The following is a 23,303-nucleotide window of genomic DNA, read 5'->3' on the forward strand; positions in this document are numbered from 1 at the left end:
AAGTCCATCGCGAAGCGACGCCGAAGGCGCCCTTGACTTTGGAGGGGCGGCCCCGTACGCAAGCGCCACCCCACCACCCGAACACCCCTCTCGCCCCATCGGAATAGCACCCCTCGAAGAACACCTGAACACCATCCCGAGGACTGCTCGAAGACTCCTCCGGCTACCGCCCAACTCCCGAACAGTTTCATGCTGCCCTTTCGCCCCACCCCGACGCCGATGCCGGTTCACCCCGCCGCCGACCGGAACCCCAGCCACGGCCCAACTTCCGGCGCACTCACCAATCCCGAGGACCGTCGCTCCCGACCAGTCCCCAGAGCCATGCAGCCCCCAACGATTCCTGGCCCCGGCGCGCGTTTATTCAGTCGCTCTCGGCCGGACGGGCTGTCTATGGTCGATCGGATGTTGAGCGACGCGCAGATTGACGAGTTCGTGGAGCGGGGCTACCTCGTGGTCCCGCAGGTGGTGACGGGTGACGTCCTGGACTCGGCAATACAGCGGATCGACGAGATCACCGCTACGGCACCACCCGCCGCCGACAGGCGCGGGGCCCACTTCTATTTTCTCGACACCGAGGAAGAGCCGGCCCTGATCGCGCCTCTCACCGGCAGCCCCGCCTTCGGCATCGCCGAGGAGCTGGTAGGCCACGGCACCCTAGAGCTTCCCGGGCAGGTTCAGATCTCGTTGAACATCCCGCCGTACTCACACCGTCCCGGAGCGCCTCACATCGACGCCGCCAATGCCGAGCCGACCGGCGGGCCCGTCCGCGGCACCTTCACCATGCTTGCCGGGATCCTGATGACCGACCAACTCGGCGAGAACTCCGGCAATCTGTGGGTCTGGCCGGGCACGCATCTGAAGCACACCGAGTACTTCCGCCAGCACGGCCCGCGAATGTTCTGCGCGTACCCGAAGATCGACCTCCCGGAGCCCGTGCAGATCACAGGGCGCGCCGGAGATCTGCTGCTCGCACACTATCTCCTTGGCCATAATATCGGCGGCAACTACGAATCCGACCGGACGCGACGAGCGCTCTATTTCCGGCTCAGCAGTGTCGGGCACGCGAACCGTCGAGAAGAGTTCCTTCAGGACGTCTGGCTGGACTACGAGCCGATCTCTTAGGCGACTTTTCGAATCGAGCATGGGAGCTGGGACGGGCCAGCCCGAGATAGGCAGCAAAGCTCATGCCCAGGACGGCGGCGACAGAGAATGAGTCCGGGCAGCACCCGCGTGAGCGTGGAGACCTTTTCGGCGTCGAGCAGTGCGTTAAATTTGAGCAGGCTGACGACGAAGACGGCGCCCCGTCCCGCGCAGGCGGCGGGGCGATGAGGCTGTTCCACGCGTTTCGGCTGCGGTGGTCGCGCGCGAGTCAGGCCACGACGGCCGCCGAGGTCAGGGCTTGCAGGAGGATGACGCCGAGCGCGCAAAGCTTGGTGAACCATTTGGAGAGCGTGAAGGACGCGGTCTTGCCGGAGAAGGCGAAGACCATCACAACGACCGCAGCGAGCACAGTCCGGGCCAGCGATCCGTTGTGTGGAGAGCCGTCCGGCGACGTGGGTCCGGCTCAGCGAACCGGGCAGGACACCTTCGCGGCCAAGTGAGAAGAGCACCGGCCACGGCGTTACAAAGACCGAAGCGCCGCGAAGAAGCTGGTGCCCAGGAAGATCTGGCGTGGTCGGCGAAAAGCCCCCCGACGTGCTCTTCGGAGAAGGCGAAGACGAGGCCGGACCCGTCCTTCTGGCGCGTCCGATGATGCCGGACGTGCTGGTGCCGACGTTCGTCGCCCGGGCAGTGAAGGCGTAGAACACGCAGATGCGGCCACGGCGATGCAGATGGCACGGCTGACGATCCGGCGCGGGTCGCGGCATTCCTCGCCGTAGAGGGCGGCGGCCTCGCCCCCGTGGAGTCGGCCATGGCGAAGCGGAAGGCGCCTCGGATGGCGCCGTGGTCCGCGTCGAGGTCGAAGACTAGGACGGTGAGGAACTCGACGGTGAGCAGCACGCCGAGGACGGCGACGCCAAGCAGCGCGACCGTCTACCAGGGCAGGTCGAGGCCGGTCTCGAAGTGCAGGAGGTCGGAGGCGTGAAGCCGAACCGCCCGTGCCGGTCGATCTGCATGGCGTTGTAGGAGATGAGTTCGATGAAGGCGGTGTCAACGACGGCGACGCGTCCGAGCCAGTGGGTGATGTAAGCGCGAAAGGGGCCGGCGTTGGTGATGGAACGGCCCATCGCGGCGTACCGCCGGTGAAGACGGCGAGGAGGACGTACAGCAGCGGGATGCCGACTACGCCGGTGACCACGAAGGAGGTCGGCAGCCTGTCAGCGGCGACGGTCACGGGAGCGAAGGCCGCGACGACGAAGAACACGGTCTCGGGGGCGCCGATGCGGCGGCGTCCGGTGCCGGAGGACGAGGGGACACGACTTCAGGGATCGCCGCGGCTCCAGGGCCGGTGCGGGTCTGCGGTGCCACGGATTGTTCGGGCAGGCATAAGTCCGCTCACATGAACGTGCGGGCCCAAACGAGTACCGACCGAGGGTAGATTCGCAGTCCGGCCCGCACGGAGGCGCCGGGCCGCATCCGGGGAGGAACGCGCGTGACCGGCCATCACACATTGCAAGAGACCGAGCAGGCCGTCCAGCGGCGGCTCGGCGACGTGCCGCTGCGCCATGACGCGATGATGGCGGTCTCGAACATCTACCGCGCCGCCGCCGCGATCCGGCAGCACTTCGAGAGTTCGGTGCTGCGCGGCGCGGACCTCACCTGGACGGCGTTCGTCGTGCTGTGGGTCGTGTGGATCTGGGACGAGATGGAGACCCGGCACGTCGCCGAGGAGGCCCGGATCTCCAAGGGCACGCTGACCGGCGTGGTCAAGACCCTGGAGGGGCGAGGGCTGATCGAGCGCGGCTCGCACGCGACGGACGGACGCCTCGTCCTGCTGCGGCTGACCGACAAGGGTCAGGAGCTCATGCGCGGGCTGTTCCCGGCGTTCAACGCCGAGGAGGCGTTCGTGGTGGAAAGGCTGAGCAGGGACGAGAGCCGGGCGCTGGCGCAGACGCTGCGCTCAGTGGTCGAGCACCTGGAGGATGAGGGCGACGCGCGGCGGGAGGTGCTGCGGGCCGAGTCGCCGTTCCCGCCGCGTCGCTCGGGTCGCCGTCCTCGCGCCTGACCCGCACACCCGCCCGGCGTGCGAAATCACGCTGCGCGATTCCCGCGAGCACGCGCTTCCGGGCAACGAGGACCCGCTCACCCCGCGCGGCCGGGTTTGCCGCTGAGCGCGATCGCCTTGGTCACGACTCGGATCCGCCTCGCCGCCACCCCCGTCCTCGCGCCGCGGCCCGCTCGCGACATCGGCATGCTCGGCCTGCTGTCAGAGGGATGCCTGGTCGTCCAGGCGGAGTCGCGGCAAGTACGCGGCGCGCCCATGGACGAGCAACTGGAGATTTGAGACCTGCTCTGGCGGCTCGCCTGTCTCCAAGCCGGGAAACCGCACCCACCCACCGCCCGCACGGCACGCGGATGTGGTTCGGTGGGCAGCATCTGAGACGAGCTGGAGCACGACTGCGGGCCGGAACGGCGGTGGCTGAAAGCCTCGGAGGCTCAGCGGCGCGGTTTGCGGATCCTGTGGGACTCCTAGTCGCCGGCGAACGCCATGGAGACGACCTCTTCCGGGCGGTCGGCTGCGCGTCGTGGGCGTCGCGGATCGGCAGTGGAGCCGTCCGCGCCCTTCGATTTCGACCTCGACGACCGGCGGCCGGCGCGAGTCCGCCGGAGTGCCGACCGCCAGCTCGCCGTTGACGTAGGTGTGCAGGTACTGCCGGGGACGACGCGCTGGGCGATCGACCGGCCGTGTGACCTGCCGCACTCCGGAGCGGTGTAAGAGTTCACCCCGATGCGTCGCGTAGCCGCGCCGTGACATGCTGTCGCCAAGAGGGCGTCAGGGGGATCCCTCAGGACAGGAAAGCGATCACATGCCGGACAACACCGAGCCCGGCCGCCCGGCCGCCCGGGACCTGGTCTCCGCACGGAACTGCAAGGCCCACCGGCTCGCCGCGTGGAGCCTCGCGGCGCTCGCCGCCCTGGCCGCGCTCGCCGCGGTCCTCGCCTCGACCGTCCCGCGCCGCCGGCGAGGCACCCGGCACCGCCCTTCCGAGCGGAGGTTCCCGCGCCCGGGTCCGCGCGGGAGCTGATCGCGAGCGCCCGGCTCAGGCGGCGGCCACGCGGGCGAGGTAGGCGTCGAGGAGGGCGGTGGTGCGGGCGATGGAGGCGGCCTCGGTGCGGCGCAGATCGGCCATGATCGCGGTGGGGTCGGCGCCCGCGGCGCGCATCTCGGCGTCGCCGCCGTGGGCCAGCCAGAGGCCGAACTCGGCGACGGTGATCTCGGGATGGAACTGCAGGCCCATCGCGCGGCCCAGCACGAACGCCTGCGAGCAGACCTCGCTGCGGGCGATCTCCACGGCGCCGGGCGGCAGGATCCAGCGGTCGTAGTGGAACTGGAACCAGGGGCCGGGGCCGACGAGCGACGGGTCGTCGGTGTCCACGTCCACCCAGCCCATCTCGGGACGCGGCGCGCGCTCGACGCGGCCGCCGAGGGCGGCGGCGAGGGCCTGGCCGCCGAAGCAGACGCCCAGCAGCGGGACACCCGCCGCGTGCGCCTTGGCGAGCATGGCGAGTTCCGGAACGACCCAGGACGCGACGCCGGGATCGTTCACCGACCACGGCGCGCCCATGGGGACGATGAGGTCCCAGTCGAGGGGGTCGGGGTACTCCAGGCGCACGTCCGGCGTCAGGTACCGCTCGGCGGGCACGACCGCCAGTTCCTCGACGTCGTAGCCGTGCGCGGCGAGCCGGTCGGTGACCGGGCCGGCGGGCGAGACGTGGTCGTGCTGGATGAGCAGGGCGCGCACCGGCACCTCCTTCCCCGCGCATCGTAGGAACCCGAATGAAATGGGGTCAACGGGACGGCCGGTAGCGGGCCTGCCGCGCCGCGGCGGTGCCCGGGGCCAGGCCGGTCAGCTCCCGTTCGATCGCGGCGGCGGCGCGCCGGCAGAACTCCTCCGGCTCGTCGGCGGCGTCGGGGCGCTCGTCGACCACGGCGTCCACCAGGCCGTCCCGCAGCAGGTCGGCGGACCGGACTCCCTGCGACGCGGCCATCTCCGCGGCCCGCGACGGCGTCCGGTGCACGATCACCGAGGCGCCCTCGGGCGGCAGCGGCGCGAGCCAGCCGTGCCGGGCCGCGAGCACCCGGTCGGCGGGCAGCAGCGCCAGCGCGGCGCCGCCCGTCCCCTCGCCCATCAGCAGGCACAGCGTCGGCGCCGCGAGGGTGACCAGGTCGGCGAGGCAGCGGGCGATCTCCCCCGCGAGCCCGCCCTCCTCCGCCTCCGCGGACAGCGCCGCGCCCGGCGTGTCCACCACGGTGACCAGCGGGAGCCCGAGTTCGGCGGCCAGCCCCATGCCGCGCCGCGCCGCGCGCAGGCCGTCCGGGCCGAGCGGGTGCCCGGCGCGCTGGCCGTGCCGGTCCTGCCCGACGAGCACGCACGGCGCGTCGCCGAACCGGGCCAGCGCGAGCGTCAGTCCCCGCCCGGCCTCGCCCTGCCCGGTTCCCGACAGCGGCGTGACGTCCGCGGCGCCGTACCGGAGCAGTTCCCGCACGCCGGGACGGTCCGGGCGGCGGGACCGTTCGATCGACTCCCAGGCATCGTCGCCGGCGGGCGCGCCACCCGGTGCCGCCGCGGCGTCCCGAGGCGGGCGTCCGGGCCGGGCGGACGGCGCGCACAGCACGGACAGCGCGCGCGACGCCACCTCCGCCAGGTCGTCCAAGCCCACGACGGCGTCCACGAGCCCCTTGGCCGCCAGGTTCTCGGCGACCTGGACGCCGGGCGGGAACGGCTCCCCGTACAGGCCCTCGTAGACGCGCGGCCCCAGGAACCCGATCAGCGCGCCGGGCTCGGCGGCCGTCACGTGACCGAGCGACCCCCACGACGCGAACACCCCGCCCGTCGTGGGATGCCGCAGGTGGACGAGGTAGGGCAGCCCGGCGGCGCGGTGCGCCATGACGGCGGCGGTGATGCGGGCCATCTGGACGAACGCGGCGGTGCCCTCCTGCATCCGCGTCCCGCCCGAGGACGGCGCGGCGAGCAGCGGCAGGCGCTCGGCGGTGGCGCGCTCGACGGCCGCGACGATCCGGTCCGCGGTGGCGGCCCCGATCGATCCGGCCAGGAACCGGAACTCCGACACGACGAACGCGACCCGCCGGCCGCGCAGCAGCCCCTCGCCGGTCAGGACCGCCTCGTCGGTGCCGGCGCGCTCGCGGGCGGCGGCGAGGTCGTCCCCGTAGGGGGTGCCGGGGGCGGGCTGCCCGGCGGGCGGGTCGTCCCAGGACGTCCAGCCGTCCTCGTCCAGCACGCGCCGCAGCAGTTCCCGAGCGCCGACCCGTTCCGTCACCGCACCTCCTCCGGCCTTCCTGGACGATGACCGCCTTTCCAGAATGATGACCGCGTGCGCGGCCGGACGGTCACCCGGGGTGGACACTGGGATCGCCCACAGTTCAGCGAAGGGAAACGCCGTTGCCTTCGGAACGCGACGAGATCTGCTTCTCCTCCGCCCGCGACCTCGCCCGCCGCGTCCGCGACCGCGACCTGTCCGCGCGGGAGGTCGTGCAGGCGCACCTCGAGCAGATCGAACGGACGAACCCGCACGTCAACGCGGTCGTCACGCTCGTCCCCGAACGGGCGATGGAGGAGGCCCGCGCCGCCGACGAGCGGCTCGCGTCCGGCGCGGAGCCGGGGCCGCTGCACGGGCTGCCCGTCGCGCACAAGGACACCCACGCCACCGCCGGGATCCGCACCACGTCCGGGTCGCCGATCTTCGCCGACCACGTCCCGGACGCGGACGAGCTGGTCGTCGAGCGGATGCGGGCGGCGGGCGTCATCACGCTCGGCAAGACGAACGTGCCGGAGTTCGCCGCCGGGTCGCACACCTTCAACCCGCTGTTCGGGCTGACCCGCAACCCCTACGACCCGTCGCGGTCGGCGGGCGGCAGCAGCGGCGGCGCGGCGGCCGCGCTGGCGTGCGGGATGCACCCGCTCGCCGACGGCAGCGACATGGGCGGCTCGCTGCGCAATCCGGCGTCGTTCTGCAACGTGGTCGGGTTCCGGCCGTCGCCCGGCCGGGTGCCGTCGTGGCCGGTCCCGGCGGGCTGGTCGACCATGGGCGTGCAGGGGCCGATGGCGCGGTCGGTCGCGGACGCGGCGTTCCTGCTGTCGGTGCTCGCCGGCCCGGACCCGCGCAGCCCCATCGCCCTGGAGACGCCCGGCTCCGCGTTCGGCGTCCCCCTCGACCGGGACATGTCCGGCGTGCGGCTGGCGTGGGCGCCCGACCTCGGCGGCGCGGTCCCGGTCGACCCCGCCGTCACCGCCGTCCTCGAACCGGCCGTGAAGGTCTTCACCGATCTCGGCTGCGTCGTGGGGGAGGCGTGCCCCGATCTGACCGGCGCCGACGAGGTGTTCCGCACGCTGCGCGCCTGGCACTGGGACATCGTCCTCGGCCCGCTGCTGGACGAGCGCCGCGCCGACTTCAAGGCGTCCCTCGCCCGCAACATCGAGGAGGGCCGCGCCCTCACCGCCGCCGACGTCGGGCGCGCCGAGGTGCTGCACACCGCGCTGTTCCACCGCGTCCGGGAGTTCTTCGGCCGCTACGACGCGCTGCTGGCGCCGGTCAGCCAGGTGCCGCCGTTCGACGCGGACCTGGAGTATCCGGGCGAGGTCGCAGGGCACGCCATGCCCGACTACCTGGAGTGGATGCGGTCGTGCTTCCTGGTGTCGGCGACCGGCTCGCCCGCGCTGTCGGTGCCCGCGGGGTTCACCTCCGGCGGCCTGCCGGTCGGGCTCCAGATCGTCGGGCCGCACCGCGCCGACCTCGCCGTCCTGCGGATCGGGCACGCGTTCGAGCAGGCCACCGGCCACGCACGCCGCCGCCCCGCCCTGGTCTGAGAGCGCCCCGCCTTCGTCTGAGCGCGCCGGGCCGCTAGTCGTCCTCCGCGGGGATGCGCAGGATGAACCGGGCGCCGCCGTCGCCGTCGGCGGCCACCAGCGTCCCGCCGTGTGCGCGCGCGATGTCGCGGGAGATGGTCAGGCCGAGGCCGGTGCCGCCCTTGTCGCGGCGCCGTCCCTCGGCCAGCCGTTGGAACCGCCAGAAGATCCGCTCCCGGTCCTCGGGCGGGATGCCCGACCCGTCGTCGCGCACCTCCAGCACCGCGTCCGGACCGTCCCGCGCCGCGGTCACCCAGATCCGCGACCGGGCGTGCCGCTCGGCGTTGTCCAGCAGGTTCGTCAGCAGCCTGACCAGCTGCTCCGGCGTCGCGCGGACCGCGATCCCCTCCGCCGCGTCGACCTCCACCGGGACGCGCCTGTCCCGCCGCGCCACCTCGGTCCGCACCAGCGCGCCGAAGTCGACCCGCTCCCGCTCGACGTGCACGCCCGCGCCCAGCTTCGCCAGGATCAGCAGGTCGGTGACGATGCCCTGCAACCGGTCGGCGTCCGCCAGCGCCGCCCGCGCGACCGCCGGCCAGTCCTCGTCCTCCGGGTGCTGCAGCGCCAGCTCCAGCTGCGTCCGCAGCCCGGTCAGCGGGCTGCGCAGCTCGTGCGAGACGTCCCCGACGAACCCGCGCTGCCGCTCCATGACGCCCTCCAGCCGGTGCAGCGTCAGGTTCACCGACTGCGCCAGCTCCGACACCTCGTCGGACGCCTCCGGGACGGTGACCCGGCCGGGCTCGCCGCCGGTGATGTCCGCCAGCTGATCGCTCATCTCCCGCACTGGCCGCAGCGCCCGCCGCACCGCCGCCGCCACGATCCACGCCACCAGCGCGGTCCCGACCAGCACCGCCCCCGCGAGGAGCCCGATGAACGCGCCCCTGTTGCTGGTGAACGGCGTCAGCGGGGCTCCCGCGTACACGGTCCGCCAGCCGAACGACGTCGCCACCCGTTCCCCGACCACGTAGACGTCCGTCTGGAAGCGCGGCGAGCGGATGACGTGGTCCTCGAGACGGCCCGGGATCCTGGGGGGCGGGACCTTCGGCGGGGGACGGCCGCGCAGCGCCTCGCTGGAGGCGAGCACGCGCCCTTGGTCGTCCACCACCTGCAGCAGCGTGAAGCCGGCATCCCGCACCGGCAGCAGTCCGTGCGGGTCGGTCTCGCGGACCAGCGTGACCAGGTCGCCGACCACGAGGGCACCGCGCCCGTGCAGGCCGCGGTACACGGTCCGCTGGACGGCCGTGTAGAAGACCACGACACCGGCGACGAGCACGATCGCGACCATCAGGGTCGCGGCGGCGGTGATCCGGGCCCGCACCGACCAGTGGGAGGGCGACAGCCTCTTCGCGAGAACCCGCACCCCGGCGCTCTCCCCCTCCCGTCATGCGGACGCCGGCGCCGCGCCGCGTCCCAGCGCCCGGGAGGAGTGCGCAGAACTGGTTGTTACCGGACCATTGCCCGGTGAAACCTCGCGCCGCGCGGGTGACCGATGCCCGCACGGACGGCGCCTCCCACCCCTGGGGTGCCGCCCGCGCGGGCATCGCCTTCGGTGCCGCCAGCTCGCCCTCCGCCCGCGCGCCGAGGAGGATTTCCGACGGGATCGGGCTTGCTGTCGAACGAGTCCTACTCTGCCCGTCCCCTGTGGACTGGACGCTACATCGACGTGACGATCACGTTTCCAGTTCTTCCTGGGGGAACGGGCCATATTCTGCCGATGAACGGGGATGGGTGGACGCAAGAGACGCAAGGGAGTCGGGAACACCGCCATGGACGGAGACATTCGGCCGCTCGAGCCTGCCGACCCGCGCACGGTCGGCGGGCTCACGCTGCTGGGCCGGCTCGGCTCGGGCGGCATGGGCACCGTGTATCTCGGCACCGACCCGGTGTCCGGCGGGCGCGTCGCGGTGAAGACCATCCATCCGCACCTTGCCGGGGACGAGTCGTACCGGCGGCGGTTCAAGGACGAGGCGGACCTGGCGAGCCGGGTCGCCTCCTTCTGCACGGCGCGGGTCCTCGCGCACGGCGAGGACGACGGCCGTCCCTACCTCGTCACCGACTACGTCGGGGGCATCTCGCTGCACCAGCGGCTCAGCTCGGGCGGGCCGCTGCCGCCCGCGGACCTGCACGGCGTGGCGGTCGGCGTCGCCTCGGCGCTGGCCGCGATCCACGCGGCGGGGCTGGTGCACCGCGACCTCAAGCCCGCCAACGTGATGCTGACGCTGTCGGGCTGCCGCGTCATCGACTTCGGGATCGCGCGCAGCCAGGACTCCGGCGGCGTCACCGCGGCGACCGGCAAGGTGCTCGGCACGCCCGGCTGGATGGCGCCGGAGGTGCTGCGCGGCGGCCCGGCGACCCCGGCCGCCGACATCTTCGCGTGGGGCTGCCTGATCGCGCACGCCGGCACCGGCCGGATGCCGTTCGGCGGCGACCCGGCGGCGCTGCGGGTCACCGACGCCGCACCCGACCTGTCCGGGCTGCCGGAGCCGCTGCTGCCGGCCGTCCGGTCGGCGCTGTCGCACGACCCGGCGGACCGGCCGAGCGCCTCGGACCTGCTGCTGAGCCTGGTGGAGCAGCCGCAGGCGGGCGACTGGCCGGCGGCACCGCCGAACGGGGCGCCCGCCGCGGTGCCGTCGTCGCCGCCCAACGGGGTGCGGGGGCCGCGGTCCAAGACGACGCCGCCCGACGGGTCGCCGGGGAAGGCGTCGCACCCGTCCGTGGCGGCGGACGCCGCGTCCACCGACACGCGGGCGTTCAACCCGATGGGCATCGCGGGCACACTGTCCATCAACCGCGCCCGGGTGCTCGCCGCGGCCGGGGCCGCCGCGGGGACCGTCCTGGTCGGCGCGGTCATCCTCGGGCTGACGCAGGCGAAAGGCGATCCGCACGGTCACGCCTCGACGCCGGTGAGGCCGACGGCGTCCGCGCACGCCACGAAGAAGGCGCGGACGACCGCGCCCCGGCCGACCAAACGGGCGACGGTCCGAGTGCACTCGCCGAAGACGGCGCCGAAACAGGTCCCGAAGCAAAAGGCCAAGCACGGGAAGGGCAAGGGGAAGGGCAAGCGGCACTGACCCGCCCGCACCGGACCCGCCCGGCGCCGGCCCGGCCGCCCCGTGCTCGCCCCGTGCTCGCCCCGCCTAGGTGCGCCAGATGAGGACGAGGGCGCAGTCGTCGTCGCGGGCGGCCGCCATCCTCTCCACCAGCTCGCGGGCGCCGGTGCCGAAGCCCTGCGGGACGAGCCGTTCGGCCTCGCCCAGCAGCCGGTCGATCCCGGCGTCCAGGTCGCTGCCGGGCGACTCGACCAGGCCGTCGGTGTAGAGCATCAGCGCGTCGCCGGGACGGAGCGTCCCGCGGTCGGGGACGCAGTGCAGCTCGGGCACGATGCCGAGGACGACGCCCTTGGCCGGGCTGACCTGCCACGCGCCGCTGCCCGCGTCGAACTGGACGGCGGGCGGGTGCCCGGCCGAGCCGACCGTGTACTCCCCGGTCTTCAGGTCGACGACGACGTGCACCGCCGTGACGAATCCCTCGTCCCAGCGCTGCTTCTGGAGGTAGACGTTGCAGGCGGGAAGGAACCGGTCGGGTTGGAGCGATCCAAGCAATCCCCCGAAAGCGCCCGACAGCATCAGCGCCCGGGTGCCGGCGTCCGTGCCCTTCCCCGACACGTCGACCAGCGCGACCTCCAGCGTGTCGCCCTCCAGCGACGAGACCACGAAGTCCCCGCCGAAGGACGAGCCGCCCGCCTGGAGCATGACGACCTCCGCCGCCCAGCCGTCCGGCAGCTCGGGCATCTCGCCCTGGCGGCGCAGCCGGTCGCGCAGCTCCAGCAGCATCGAGTCGCCGCGCAGCCCCTGCACGCCGAGCTGCTGGCGGGTGCGGGCGAGGGTCAGCGCGAGCACGGCGGTGATCGACAGCGTCGCGACGATGCCGGGGCCGATCGCCTCGACGCCCCGCCACGCGTCGTAGCACACCATCGCGATGACGACCGCCAGCAGCGCGAGGAGGCTGCGGACCTTCAGCAGCAGGCCGCCGCCCAGGACGATGAGCACCAGCGCGCCGGACGGCGCCAGCCCCCGGGCGTCGTGCCCCGTCGCGATCCCGATCGCGATCGCCGCCACGGCCAGCACCGCGAAGACGTACCGCTCCCTGGTCAGCTTCCCCTGCCGCATCGCCCGGTACAGGGCGACCAGCGGCGGGATCCTGCGCAGGAAGGCGCGGATCCGCGGCGGAAGCATCTGCACCAGTCGTTGAAGCATGACTCGGGCACTGTATCGAGCATTCGCGACGGCGGGCGGGCATCCGGGCCACCGGTGACGTGTTGCAACGGTCCAGCTGCGTTCTCTGTGGGTAAGACCACGTTCGAGCCGGAGTTCGGAGACGCGAGGGAGGCGGCATATGGGGCAGCCGGGAATGCGCATCACCGTGACCGCGGCGATGCGGGCGCGGGACGTCTCGCGTCCATGGCCCGACGGCGCCGAGGCGTCACCGCCGGGCGCCGACCCCGGCGAGCCCCCGCGCGCCGAGCCGGCCAGGCGGTCCCGGGCCGCGAAGAACGAGCGGCGCCGCCTCGACAAGCGCGGCGGTGCCCGGAAGGCCCCGGAGAACGAGCTGTAGTTCCCGCCCCTCCCGGGCGGGAACCACGCGTTCGCTCGGGTCAGCGGGTTCGGAGAGGTCAGCCCTCGTCCGGCAGCGGCGGCAGCTCGCCGGTCCGCTCGTAGTCGCCGAGCATGGTGATGCGGCGGGTGTGCCGCTCCTCGCCGGAGTACGGCGTGGTCAGGAACAGCTCGACGAACCGCGTCGCGGTGTCCGCGTCGTGCTGCCGCGCGCCCAGGCTGATCACGTTGGCGTCGTTGTGCTCGCGGGCGAGCGTCGCGGTGTCCTCGTTCCAGACCAGCGCGGCCCGCACGCCCTTCACCTTGTTGGCCGCGATCGCCTCGCCGTTGCCGGAGCCGCCGATCACGATGCCGAGCGCGCCCGGCTCCGCCGCCGTCCGCTGGGCCGCCCGCAGCACGAACGGCGGGTAGTCGTCCACGGCGTCGTACGCGAACGCACCGCAGTCGACGGGCTCGTGCCCGTTGGCCTTCAGCCAGGAGACCAGGTGCTCCTTCAGCTCGAAGCCGGCATGGTCGGTTCCCAGAAACACGCGCATGGGCCCGATTCTCGCAGGCCCGCGGACCCGGCGCGCGCCGGGGTCATGAGGCCCTTTTCACACGCGGACGACGTTGCCGGCCCGGCGGGCGGCACCGCTGACGTGCGCGCTCACTGGGGCGGGGGCATCGGGCCCGGGTCGCGGGGCAGGTCGGGCTTGCGGTCGACCATCGTCCGGTCGGCGAGGTCGTCGTCCTCGTCGTCGTCCTCCTCGCGGGCCGCGTTCTCCTCGCGGGCGGCGTCCTCCTTGCTGGCCGCGTTCTCCGGGGCGGCGCCCGCAGGGGCGGCGTCCTGCGGCGCGGACTCCTCGGAGTCGTGCGCCTCCGGCTCCTCGCCGTCCCGCGGCGCGGCCGCTTCCGGCTCGGGTGCGGGCACGGCCGTCTCCGCGGCGGCCTCCGGTGCCGGAGCCTGGGCCGGGACGCCGGGCTGCGGCACCGGAACGCCGGGCTGCGGCGGGACGGGCACGCCGTCCCATCCGGGCGACTGCGATGGGCGGGCCGGCGGGACGTACGGGACGGCGGCCGGGTGCTGCGGCGGCAGGCCCGGCCGGTCGGGCCCCGTCGGCATCGGCTGCGGCGCGCCCTGCGGCAGCCCCGGCGGAAGGCCCGGCTGCATCCCCTGCTGCGGGACGCCCGGCTGCTGGCCGTAGGGCTGCTGCCCGTACGGCTGCGGAGCGTAGGGCTGCTGCATCGGGCCGGCCTGCTGCGGGGCGTACGGCTGCTGCGCGCCGTAAGGCTGCTGCGGCGCGTACTGTCCGAACTGCTGCGGGACGGCCTGGCCGCGAGAACGGCTGAGCAGGAAGCCCGCGAGCGCGCCGATCCCCGCGAGCCACCCGTACAGCAGGCCGGAGGCGGCCCCCGCCTGGAGCGACTCGAAGAAGTTGCGGCTCACCGACCCGTTGGAGTACTTGACCGACCAGTTCAGCAGCAGTCCGGACACGCCCCCGGCGACGCCGCCCGCGACGACCGCGGCCCACCAGCCGGTGATCAGCGCGCCGAGCAGGCCGCGCTCGGGATCGATCGTCCGGGCGCCGGCCAGCACGAGGACCGCTACCACCGCGAACAGCAGCAGCGTGGTGAAGTCGTCCGACACGACGAAGCGCCAGTCCAGGCCGCGCGGCGGAGTGAAGCGCCAGGCGACGAAGAGCAGCCGGGCCACCAGCGGGCCGAGGCCCTCGTCGTACTTGAAGTCGCTCTTGTTGATCGCGTCGATGACCCACTGGTTGCCGACGAGCAGGGCCAGCACCAGAAGGGGCACCAGCGAGCCGCCCGACATCATGAACATCCGCCGCGTCGTCATGGCGGGCAGAGTAGTGCGGTTCATGGGCCGCCGGTAGGCCCGGCGTCACCCGGCGTAGGCGACCGGGAACCGGAACTCGGGATCGACCTGCGCGGCGAGGTCCTCGCCGGTCGCGCGGTTCGCCCAGCTGCGCGCGTTCTTGAGGTGGAACTCGACGGCCTGCCGCTGGAACCGGTCCCAGTCCTTGGGCCGCGCGTCGACCTCGGCGAGCATCCGGCCGAGGGCGGCCTCGTTGCCGTCCTCCAGCACCGCGCCGGACCGCCCCTGCTCCATCGCCCGGACGGCGGCGGACTGGCCGAGCCAGACGAGCAGGTCGTCGCCGACGTGCTCGCGCAGGTAGTCGACGTCGTCCTCGGACTGCACCTTGTTGCCGACGACGCGGATGGCGACGTCGTAGTCGCGGGCGTACTCGACGTACTGGCGGTAGACGCCGACGCCCTTCCGGGTCGGCTCGGCGACCAGGAACATCAGGTCGAACCGGGTGAACAGCCCGGACGCGAACGTGTCGGCGCCCGCGGTCATGTCCACGACGACGTACTCGCCGGGGCCGTCCAGCAGGTGGTTGAGGTAGAGCTCGACCGCGCCGGTCTTGGAGTGGTAGCAGGCGACGCCGAGGTCCTCGTCCTCGAACGGGCCGGTGACCAGCAGCGTCGCCCCGCCCACCTCCTGCCCCAGGGCGTGCACCGGGTCGTCGCCGCGCAGCCGCAGCAGCCGCGACCCGGTGCCCGCCGGGGTGGTCTTGACCATGGTGGACGCGGAGCCGATGCGCGGGTTGCCGCCGCGCAGGTACTCCTTGATCTCGGCGAGGTGGGCGCCCAGCGCCGGGATCTTGGCGGCCTGGTCGTCGTCCATGCCGAGCGCCGCGCCGAGGTGCTGGTTGATGTCGGCGTCGATGGCGACCACCGGCAGCCCGCGCAGCGCGAGGTGCCGGACGAACAGCGACGAGAGGGTGGTCTTGCCGCTGCCGCCCTTGCCGACGAACGCAACCTTCACGAATGCCCCCGTTTCGGATATGAAAACCGTTGCCATTTTCTCGGAGCACCGAGTCTGGCGGAGGGGCACCGGCGAGGCAACCGGAACGGCCGAAGCCGCCCCGATCCGTCCGCGGATCCGGTCGGAGACCGGCCCGAAGACCAACCCGGAGACCGGCCCGCAGACCGGCCCGAAGACCGGCTCAGTCGAAGATCGGGTCCCGGGTGCGGGTGCGTTTCAGCTCGAAGAACCCGTCGGTGGAGGCCACCGCGACGACGCCGTCCCACAGCTTCACGGCCGCCTCGCCGCGCGGGATCGGCGACACGACCGGGCCGAAGAACGCGCTGCCCTCGACCTCGATCACCGGGGTGCCGACCTCCTGGCCGACCCGGTCGATGCCGTCCTTGTGGGACGCGCGCACCGCCTCGTCGTACGCCGTGGACTCGGCGGCGTCGGCGAGCGCCGGGTCGAGGCCCGCGGCGGTGAGCGCGGCCTCGAAGTACTCGCGGTCGAACTTCTGCCTCTCGTGGTGGCGGCGCGTGCCCAGCTCCGTGTAGAGCCTGCCCAGCACCTCGGCGCCGTACTTCTGCTCGGCGGCGATGCACACGCGCACCGGCTTCCACGCGTCGGCGAGGCCCTTGCGGTACTCCTCGGGGATGTCCTTGTCCTCGTTGAGGACGGCCAGGCTCATCACGTGCCAGCGCACCTCGATCGGGCGCAGCTTCTCGACTTCCAGGATCCAGCGCGAAGTGATCCACGCCCATGGGCACAACGGGTCGAACCAGAAGTCCACGGGTGTGGGAGCGTCCTGCGGCAACGTCGCCTCCTACGGCTGCTCGAGCGTCATCGGTGAGATCTCCCCACCGACAACCCGGCCCCCGCCGCACTGATTCCCGTCCGCGGGCGCGGAAAGGCCGTGGCGTGCGGACCTCGTACCCGGCCGGTTGGTAGACATGAGGTCAGCAAAGAAATAAGCCGACCAAGGAGTACATGTGGCAGGCAACCTCACGCGCGACGAGGCGCGGGAACGGGCCCGGCTGCTCACCGTCGAGTCGTACGCGGTCGAGCTGGACCTCACCACCGGCGACGAGCGGTTCGGCTCGACCACCGCGATCCGGTTCGGCTGCGCGGAGCCGGGCGCGTCGTCCTTCGTCGACCTGCACGGCGCCGTCGTCCGCGAGGCGACGCTGAACGGCGAGGCGCTGGACCCCGCGTCCTACGACGGGGAGAAGGGCCGCCTCCCGCTGCCCTCCCTGGCCGCGCAGAACGAGCTGCGCGTCGTGGCGGACTGCGCCTACTCCCGCTCCGGCGAGGGCCTGCACCGGTTCGTCGACCCGGTGGACGGGAGCGTCTACCTCTACACGCAGTTCGAGACGGCCGACGCGCACCGGATGTACACGTGCTTCGACCAGCCCGACCTCAAGGCGACCTTCGAGCTGGCGGTGAAGGCGCCGCAGGACTGGCAGGTCGTCACGAACGAGACCCCCGAGACCGTCGAGGGCGGGACGTGGCGCTTCCTGCCCACCCCGCAGATCTCCACCTACATCACCGCGCTCATCGCCGGGCCGTACCACGCCGTCCGCGACGAGTACCGCCGCGACGACGGCACCGTCATCCCGCTCGGCGTGTACTGCCGGGCGTCGCTCGCCGAGCACCTCGACGCCGAGGCCATCGTCGACGTGACGCGGCAGGGCTTCGCCTACTTCGAGAAGGTCTTCGGCCGCCCGTACCCGTTCAGCAAGTACGACCAGCTGTTCGTGCCGGAGTTCAACGCGGGCGCGATGGAGAACGCCGGCGCCGTCACGTTCCTGGAGGACTACGTCTTCCGGTCCCGGGTCACCGACGCCTCCTACGAGCGGCGCGCGGAGACGATCCTGCACGAGATGGCGCACATGTGGTTCGGTGACCTGGTCACCATGCGCTGGTGGGACGACCTGTGGCTGAACGAGTCGTTCGCCACCTACATGAGCGTGCTGTGCCAGTCCGAGGCCACCAAGTGGACGGGCTCGTGGACGACGTTCGCGAACCTGGAGAAGGCGTGGGCGTACCGGCAGGACCAGCTGCCGTCCACGCACCCGATCTCCGCCGACATCCCCGACATCCGGGCCGTCGAGGTGAACTTCGACGGGATCACCTACGCCAAGGGCGCGTCCGTCCTGAAGCAGCTGGTGGCCTATGTCGGCCGCGAGAACTTCCTTGAGGGCGTGCGCCGGTACTTCGACCGGCACGCCTGGGGCAACACCGTCCTCACCGACCTGCTGGACGCGCTGGAGGAGACGTCCGGCCGCGACCTGGCGTCCTGGTCGAAGGAGTGGCTGGAGACCGCCGGCGTCAACACGATGCGGCCCGAGTACGAGGTCGACGCCGACGGGAACTTCTCCTCGTTCGCCGTGCTGCAGGAGGCCAAGGCCGACTACCCGACGCTGCGCTCGCACCGCCTGGCGATCGGCCTGTACGACCGGACCGGCGACGGGCTCGTCCGGCGCGAGCGCGTCGAGCTGGACGTGGTCGGCGCCCGCACGGAGGTGCCGCAGCTCGTCGGGCAGAAGCGTCCCGACCTGGTGCTGGTCAACGACGACGACCTCACCTACGCCAAGGTCCGGCTGGACGAGCACTCGCTGAAGACGCTGGTGGAGCACATCGGCGACATCAAGGAGAGCCTGCCGCGGGCGCTGTGCTGGTCGGCGGCGTGGGACATGACGCGCGACGCGGAGATGGCGACGCGCGACTACGTCCGGCTCGTCGCGAAGGGCATCCGCGGCGTCACCGACATCTCGGTCACGCAGACGCTGCTGCGGCAGGCGCGGACGGCCGTCCAGCAGTACGCCGACCCGTCCTGGCGCAAGGAGGGCCTGGCGCTGCTCGCCGACACGCTCTTCGAGCTGGCCCGCGAGGCCGCGCCCGGCTCGGACCTGCAGCTGGCGTACACGCAGGCGTTCGCGGCGTCCGCGGTCAGCGAGGAGCACCTGGCGTACGTCCGGGCGCTGCTGGACGGCTCGCGGTCGCTCGACGGGCTGACGGTCGACACCGACCTGCGGTGGGCGCTGCTGCGCCGCCTGGTCGTCACCGGCAAGGCGGGCGAGGCGGAGATCGACGCCGAGCACGAGCGGGACCGGACGGCGGCGGGCGAGCGGCACGCCGCCGGCTGCAAGGCCGCGATCCCGACCGCCGAGGCCAAGGCCGCCGCGTGGGACCGGGTCATCGGCGGGACGCTGCCGAACGCCGTCTACCGGGCGACGCTCGGCGGCTTCGTGGAGCCGGACCAGGCGGACCTGCTCGTCCCGTACGTGGACAAGTACTTCGCCGAGGTCGGCCGGGTGTGGAAGGAGTGGACCAGCGACATGTCCCAGACGTTCGCGGAGGTCGCCTACCCGTTCCTGGTGATCGACCAGTCCACGATCGACCGCACCGAGTCCTACATCGCGGAGGAGAAGCCGCCCGCGGCGCTCGCCCGGCTGCTGTCGGAGGGCCGTGACGGCGTGGCGCGGGCGCTGCGCGCTCGGGCGAAGGACGCCGCCGCGGGCTGACGCCGCCGCCCCTGTCGCAACCCCCGTGGCCATGCGATCGTTGCAGGGTCACGGGGGTCCGCGGAGAGGGGATGGTGGCGTGGAGACGGCGCGGGACGTGCTGACGGCGCTGGCACGGCGGTACGCGTTCGGGGACCTGGAGGCGCTGATCGCCGACGGGACGCTCGTCCCGGACGGGCGGGCGAAGGCCGTCGCGCCGCTGTGCGCGTTCGGGCAGCGCGTCCTGGACCTGGACGCCGAGGACTTCGGGATGCCCGAGGCCGCCGGGGAGGTGCCGCGCGACCTGCTCGACCGGGCCCGCGCGAGCCGGATGCCGCAGGCGCCCAAGGAGCGGCCGCGCGGCGCGCTGGCGAGCCTGCGGCCCGCCTACGCGCTGCTGCTGGAGGTCATCGCGATCCGCTGGCACCGGCGCGACATGGCCGCGCTGGTCGCCGCCGTGCACATCGCCAGCGAGTACCTGCCGCTGCTGGCGTGGGAGCCGGTCCTCGGGCACGCGGGCGACCCGGCGCTGATCGGCGCGTCGGTGAACGGGGACGGCAGCCGGTTCGGCGTCCCGATCGCGCCGGGCTCGCCGCGCGAGTGCGACCACACCCGCCCGGAGCGGTCGGCGTGCGAGCGGACGCTCCGCGTCGCCAAGGAGCCGCCGCCCGGCTGGCGCGCCTACCTGGACCGGCAGCACAGCCAGGTCGCGGCCGCCCTGGGCGACTGCGCGGCCCGCTGCCGCACGCCGTGCACCGTCATGACGCGGCTGGACGACCGGGTCCGCGAGGACCTCACCGAGCGCTGCCGGCTGGCGGCGGAGTTCACCGACGGCGCGCTGGTGAAGCTGCGGCACGCCGCGCCGGTCGGGCACGGCTTCGGCGTCCCCTCGCCCGAGGAGGTCGAGACGGCCTGGGCGCGGGCCCGCAGGTCCCTGTCCCACCAGCCGCTGGGGAAGGCGGCCCTGGACGGCCCGGACGACGACGGCTACCCGCTGCCGGGGCTGCCCGCGCTGTTCTCGGCGATCGCGTCGGCGCCGATCGTGCCGGACACGCTCCTGCACGACGTCACCAGGCGGATCATGAAGAGTCTCGGCTGATCCGCTCCAGCACGTCGCGGACCACCGGGTCCTCGACGAGGTCGTCCAGAAGGACGGGCCGGCCCTGCGCGTCGGCGAGGGGGACGCGCCAGTTCGGGTACTCGTCGATCGTGCCGGGCTGGTTCTGGGTGCGGCGCTCGCCGACCACATCGGCGAGCGAGACGCCGATGAGGCGGGCCGGGGTGCGGCCGAGGAAGGCGTGGAGGGCGGAGACCACCTGCCGGTCGTAGGCGTCCGAGCCGTCCGCGAGCGCCCGCAGCACCTCGTCGGGCGGGTCGGGCAGCAGGCCCTCGGCGTGGAGCACGCCGAGCCAGGCGGCGAGCTGCTCGCGGTGGTCGGCGGTCTCGTCGGCGAGGGGGCGGGTGAGCAGGCCGAGGCGGTCGCGCAGCGCGATGTGGTCGCCGTGCAGGAACCCGGTGATCGGCGGCATGTCGTGGGTGCCGACCGTCGCCAGCGACGGCTCCCGCCACTGCTCCGCCGGCTTCGGGCCGCCCTTCGCATCGCGCTCGAACCAGAGCAGCGACGTGCCGAGGACGCCCCGGTCGGCGAGGTCGTCGCGGACCTCCGGCTCGACGGTGCCGAGATCCTCGCCGACGACGAGGGCGCCCGCCCGGTGAGCCTCCCACACCAGGCAGCCGAGCATCGCGTTCCGGTCGTAGCCGACGTACGTCCCCTCGGCGGGCGAGGCGCCCTCGGGGATCCACCACAGCCGGGACACCTGCATCGCGTGGTCGAGGCGGAGCCCGCCGCCGTGCCGCAAGGCCGCCGCCAGCATCTCCCGGTAGGGGACGTAGGCGTTCTCGGCGAGCGTGGTCGGCCGCCACGGCGGCTGCCCCCAGTCCTGGCCGCGCTGGTTGAACTCGTCCGGGGGCGCGCCGACGCTCATCCCCGACGCGAGCTCGTCCCGGTAGATCCAGGCGTCGGCGCTGCCCTGCGCCACCCCCACGGCCAGGTCGTGGACGATCCCGGCGGGCATCCCCGCGTCGCGAGCGGCCTTCTGGGCACCGGCGAGCTGCTGGTCGAGGCGCCATTGCAGCCACGTGTGGAAATCGGCGCGGGCGTAGTGGCGCGGCTCGTCCAGGACCGCGCGCCCGTGCGCGTCCTGGAGGGCGGGCGGCCATCGCCGCCAGTCGGTCGTCCCCTGCTCCTCGCTGATCGCGCACCAGGTGGTGAAGTCGCGCAGCGCGGCGCCGTGGCGCTCGCGGAAGGCGGCGAAGGCGGGGTCGTCGCGGACACCCGGCGACGACCGGTACATCGCCTCCAGCGCCTCCAGCTTCGCCGTCCACACGGCGTCCCTGTCGAGCGGGCCGTCGAGCGAGCGCAGCCGTGCGGCCATGGCCGCGAACCGTTCCCGGCCTTCGGCAGGCAGTGCCGCGTACTCCGGCATGTCCTCGATGCGCAGGTAGAGGGGGGCGGGGAAGCGGCGGCTCATCGGCGAGTACGGCGACGGGCTGACGGGCGGCATCGGCTCCGCGGCGTGCAGCGGGTTCGCGACGACGAAGCCCGCGCCGAGGTCGCGGCCGGCCCAGGCCGCGAGGTCGGCGAGGTCGTGCAGGTCGCCGAGCCCCCACGACCCGCGCGACCGCAGCGAGTACAGCTGGACGGTCAGCCCCCACATCCGCGGCGGGCGCGGCAGGGACGCGGGCGCCACGAGGAGCGCCGCGCCGTCCTCCCGGTCCCCCTGCCGGACGCGGACGCGGTGCCATCCGAGCGGGACGTCGCCCTCGCTCCCGTCCAGGGGCACAGGGCTTCCGGGGGCGTGCTCGGCGGACGGCTCCGACAGGACGTCGGGCCCGCCGGGCCCGATCCGCACGTCCGGGTCGCCGGCGGGCCGCAGGGTCCGGCGCAGCAGCGCGAGGATCCGGTCGGCGGTGCGCCCGCCGCCCGCGTCGCGGCGGACCACGATGGTCGGCGGCAGGGTCCGCGACCGTTCCCGGTGCCGCTCCAGCTCGGCGCGGACGGCGGACGGGGACGAGGCGTCCACCCCGAGCGCGCCGAGGACCGCGACCAGGGTGCCGGGCGGGACGTCCGCCGCCCGGCCCCGCCAGTCGGTGTACCGCGTCGCGACCCGGTGGAGCCCGGCCAGCCTGTTCAGTTCGTCGTCAGCCACGCCTGCACCCATGCCCCGGCGGCGCCGGGCCAAGCGCGGGCCGGGACGGGCTCACGCGTCCCAGATGGGCGGCTTGCGGCCCGCCCAGGGGCGCGCCTCCTCCAGCTGCGCGGACAGCGAGATCAGCGTCCCCTCGCCGCCGAGCCGCCCCGCGAGCATGATCCCGATGGGCAGCCCGTCGGCGTTCCAGTGCAGCGGCACGTTGACGGCGGGCTGCCCGGAGATGTTGTAGGCGGCGCAGAACGGGGTGAACAGGGTCTGGCGCCGGAAGTTCTCCTCTGGCTCCTGGTCGTGGAAGTGGCCGACGGGGGCGGGCGGCTGCGCGAGCGTCGGGTGCAGGATCGCGTCGAACCCGTCCATGACCGGGAACGCGGCGCGCAGCGCGCCCTGGAGCGCGGCGTGCGCCCGGAACAGCTGCGGCGCGGTCGTGGCGTTCCCGCGCTCGCGGAGCCACCGCGTGAGCGGCTGGAGGAGGTGCTCGCGCCCGTCCGGGACGGGCGTCATCGTGGCCATGACGCCCCAGAGCAGCTCGAAGTGCGGGACCATCTCGGGCCCGAGCACCGGCGGCAGCTCCACGACCTCGTGCCCGAGGTCCTCCAGCAGCGCGGACGCCTCCTCGTAGGCGGCGACGCAGTCCGGGTGCACCTCGGCGCCGGGCACGGCGGGCCGCATGCTTCGGGCGATCCGGAGCCGTCCCGGCGGGCGGCCGGCGTACGACAGGAACGTGCCCTCGACGGGCGGGGCCGCGTAGAGGTCGCCGGGCATCGGCCCGGCCATGACGTCGAGCAGCAGGGCGGCGTCCTCGACGCTCCGGGCGATCGGCCCGTTGGTGGACAGCCCGAACAGGTCGGGGACGATCGGCCCCTGGGAGATCCGGCCGCGGGTCGGCTTGATCCCGAACAGGCTGCAGACGCTGCTCGGGATGCGGATGGAGCCGCCGCCGTCGCTGCCCTGCGCGGCCGGGGCCAGCCCCGACGCGACGGCCGCGGCGGCGGCGGCGGGGGAGCGGCGCGCCGCCCGCGGCGTGGGCCCCCGGGGGGGGGCGGGGGGCGGGCACACAAAAGTAGCCAACCCGGGCCGGGTCCACGGCCGCCGGCGGCACATAGAGTAGGTGTTAGGCTTGAACCAAGACCGCCGGATGT

General features: G+C 73.6%; 20 protein-coding genes. 10 read left to right on the top strand and 10 right to left on the bottom strand.

Annotated features, from left to right (window positions below; translation table 11 throughout):
* The first annotated feature begins 402 nt into the window (after positions 1–402).
* The 5 genes from ABT299_RS47825 to ABT299_RS47845 all read left to right on the top strand — a co-directional run bounded on the left by ABT299_RS47825 (position 403) and on the right by ABT299_RS47845 (position 4,187).
* Entirely contained in the window at positions 403–1,122 is a 720-nt protein-coding gene (locus tag ABT299_RS47825; protein WP_500254885.1) for a phytanoyl-CoA dioxygenase family protein, read from the top strand.
* A gap of 549 nt (positions 1,123–1,671) precedes the next feature.
* The gene (locus ABT299_RS47830) at positions 1,672–1,803 is read left to right on the top strand and encodes a hypothetical protein (RefSeq protein WP_500254886.1); all 132 of its coding nucleotides are present in this window, start codon (positions 1,672–1,674) and stop codon (positions 1,801–1,803) included.
* Between the two features lie 790 nt (positions 1,804–2,593).
* Entirely contained in the window at positions 2,594–3,166 is a 573-nt protein-coding gene (locus tag ABT299_RS47835) for a MarR family winged helix-turn-helix transcriptional regulator (RefSeq protein WP_387029006.1), read from the top strand.
* Between the two features lie 117 nt (positions 3,167–3,283).
* Entirely contained in the window at positions 3,284–3,445 is a 162-nt protein-coding gene (locus ABT299_RS47840) for a hypothetical protein (protein WP_387029008.1), read from the top strand.
* A 523-nt stretch (positions 3,446–3,968) separates the two neighbouring features.
* The gene (locus ABT299_RS47845) at positions 3,969–4,187 is read left to right on the top strand and encodes a hypothetical protein (RefSeq protein ID WP_190864153.1); all 219 of its coding nucleotides are present in this window, start codon (positions 3,969–3,971) and stop codon (positions 4,185–4,187) included.
* A 15-nt stretch (positions 4,188–4,202) separates the two neighbouring features.
* Here ABT299_RS47845 and ABT299_RS47850 read toward each other — a convergent pair whose 3' ends face one another.
* Entirely contained in the window at positions 4,203–4,904 is a 702-nt protein-coding gene (locus ABT299_RS47850) for a type 1 glutamine amidotransferase (protein WP_500254887.1), read from the bottom strand.
* 46 nt (positions 4,905–4,950) lie between these two features.
* Positions 4,951–6,441 carry a carboxyl transferase domain-containing protein gene (locus tag ABT299_RS47855; protein ID WP_500254888.1) on the bottom strand — a complete coding sequence of 497 codons (1,491 nt, stop codon included), beginning with the start codon at positions 6,439–6,441 and terminating at the stop codon, positions 4,951–4,953.
* 122 nt (positions 6,442–6,563) lie between these two features.
* Between ABT299_RS47855 and ABT299_RS47860 the strand changes: the two genes are divergently transcribed.
* Positions 6,564–7,988 (top strand): amidase, encoded by a 1,425-nt coding sequence (locus ABT299_RS47860; protein WP_500254889.1) that lies wholly within the window; start codon positions 6,564–6,566, stop codon positions 7,986–7,988.
* 34 nt (positions 7,989–8,022) lie between these two features.
* On the opposite strand, the gene ABT299_RS47865 is transcribed toward ABT299_RS47860, so the two are convergent.
* Positions 8,023–9,387, bottom strand: a complete 1,365-nt coding sequence (locus tag ABT299_RS47865) for a sensor histidine kinase (protein WP_387029014.1) — start codon at positions 9,385–9,387, stop codon at positions 8,023–8,025.
* Positions 9,388–9,793: 406 nt separating this feature from the next.
* On the opposite strand from ABT299_RS47865, the gene ABT299_RS47870 reads away from it, so the two are divergent.
* Entirely contained in the window at positions 9,794–11,098 is a 1,305-nt protein-coding gene (locus ABT299_RS47870; RefSeq protein WP_500254890.1) for a serine/threonine-protein kinase, read from the top strand.
* Positions 11,099–11,164: 66 nt separating this feature from the next.
* Here ABT299_RS47870 and ABT299_RS47875 read toward each other — a convergent pair whose 3' ends face one another.
* The gene (locus ABT299_RS47875) at positions 11,165–12,283 is read right to left on the bottom strand and encodes a PP2C family protein-serine/threonine phosphatase (protein WP_190864166.1); all 1,119 of its coding nucleotides are present in this window, start codon (positions 12,281–12,283) and stop codon (positions 11,165–11,167) included.
* 139 nt (positions 12,284–12,422) lie between these two features.
* Here ABT299_RS47875 and ABT299_RS47880 point away from each other — a divergent pair, with 139 nt between their 5' ends.
* Positions 12,423–12,641 (top strand): hypothetical protein, encoded by a 219-nt coding sequence (locus ABT299_RS47880; RefSeq protein WP_190864168.1) that lies wholly within the window; start codon positions 12,423–12,425, stop codon positions 12,639–12,641.
* 58 nt (positions 12,642–12,699) lie between these two features.
* On the opposite strand, the gene ABT299_RS47885 is transcribed toward ABT299_RS47880, so the two are convergent.
* From ABT299_RS47885 to ABT299_RS47900, 4 genes are all read right to left on the bottom strand, one after another.
* Positions 12,700–13,176, bottom strand: coding sequence for a ribose-5-phosphate isomerase (locus ABT299_RS47885; protein ID WP_208271664.1), 477 nt, complete (start codon positions 13,174–13,176; stop codon positions 12,700–12,702).
* A gap of 110 nt (positions 13,177–13,286) precedes the next feature.
* On the bottom strand, positions 13,287–14,474 hold the full coding sequence (locus ABT299_RS47890; RefSeq protein WP_500254891.1) for a hypothetical protein: 1,188 nt from the start codon (positions 14,472–14,474) through the stop codon (positions 13,287–13,289).
* 45 nt (positions 14,475–14,519) lie between these two features.
* Entirely contained in the window at positions 14,520–15,467 is a 948-nt protein-coding gene (locus ABT299_RS47895) for an ATP-binding protein (RefSeq protein ID WP_500254892.1), read from the bottom strand.
* Positions 15,468–15,648: 181 nt separating this feature from the next.
* Complete coding sequence (locus ABT299_RS47900) at positions 15,649–16,263, bottom strand: mycothiol-dependent nitroreductase Rv2466c family protein (RefSeq protein ID WP_387029020.1); 615 nt, start codon at positions 16,261–16,263, stop codon at positions 15,649–15,651.
* Between the two features lie 175 nt (positions 16,264–16,438).
* Between ABT299_RS47900 and pepN the strand changes: the two genes are divergently transcribed.
* Both pepN and ABT299_RS47910 read left to right on the top strand, forming a co-directional pair.
* Positions 16,439–18,973, top strand: a complete 2,535-nt coding sequence (pepN, locus tag ABT299_RS47905; RefSeq protein WP_500254893.1) for an aminopeptidase N — start codon at positions 16,439–16,441, stop codon at positions 18,971–18,973.
* 79 nt (positions 18,974–19,052) lie between these two features.
* On the top strand, positions 19,053–20,051 hold the full coding sequence (locus ABT299_RS47910; protein WP_190864194.1) for a hypothetical protein: 999 nt from the start codon (positions 19,053–19,055) through the stop codon (positions 20,049–20,051).
* On the opposite strand, the gene malQ is transcribed toward ABT299_RS47910, so the two are convergent.
* Both malQ and ABT299_RS47920 read right to left on the bottom strand, forming a co-directional pair.
* A complete protein-coding gene (gene malQ, locus ABT299_RS47915) occupies positions 20,032–22,161 on the bottom strand; it encodes a 4-alpha-glucanotransferase (protein ID WP_500254894.1) in 2,130 nt (709 codons plus the stop codon). The genes ABT299_RS47910 and malQ overlap by 20 nt on opposite strands.
* 51 nt (positions 22,162–22,212) lie before the next feature.
* Entirely contained in the window at positions 22,213–23,220 is a 1,008-nt protein-coding gene (locus tag ABT299_RS47920; protein WP_500254895.1) for an amidase, read from the bottom strand.
* Between the last annotated feature and the right edge of the window lie 83 nt (positions 23,221–23,303).

Origin of the sequence: Spirillospora sp. NPDC000708 (assembly GCF_040299565.1) — a bacterium.
In the GTDB taxonomy this organism is placed as follows: Bacteria; Actinomycetota; Actinomycetes; order Streptosporangiales; family Streptosporangiaceae; genus Spirillospora.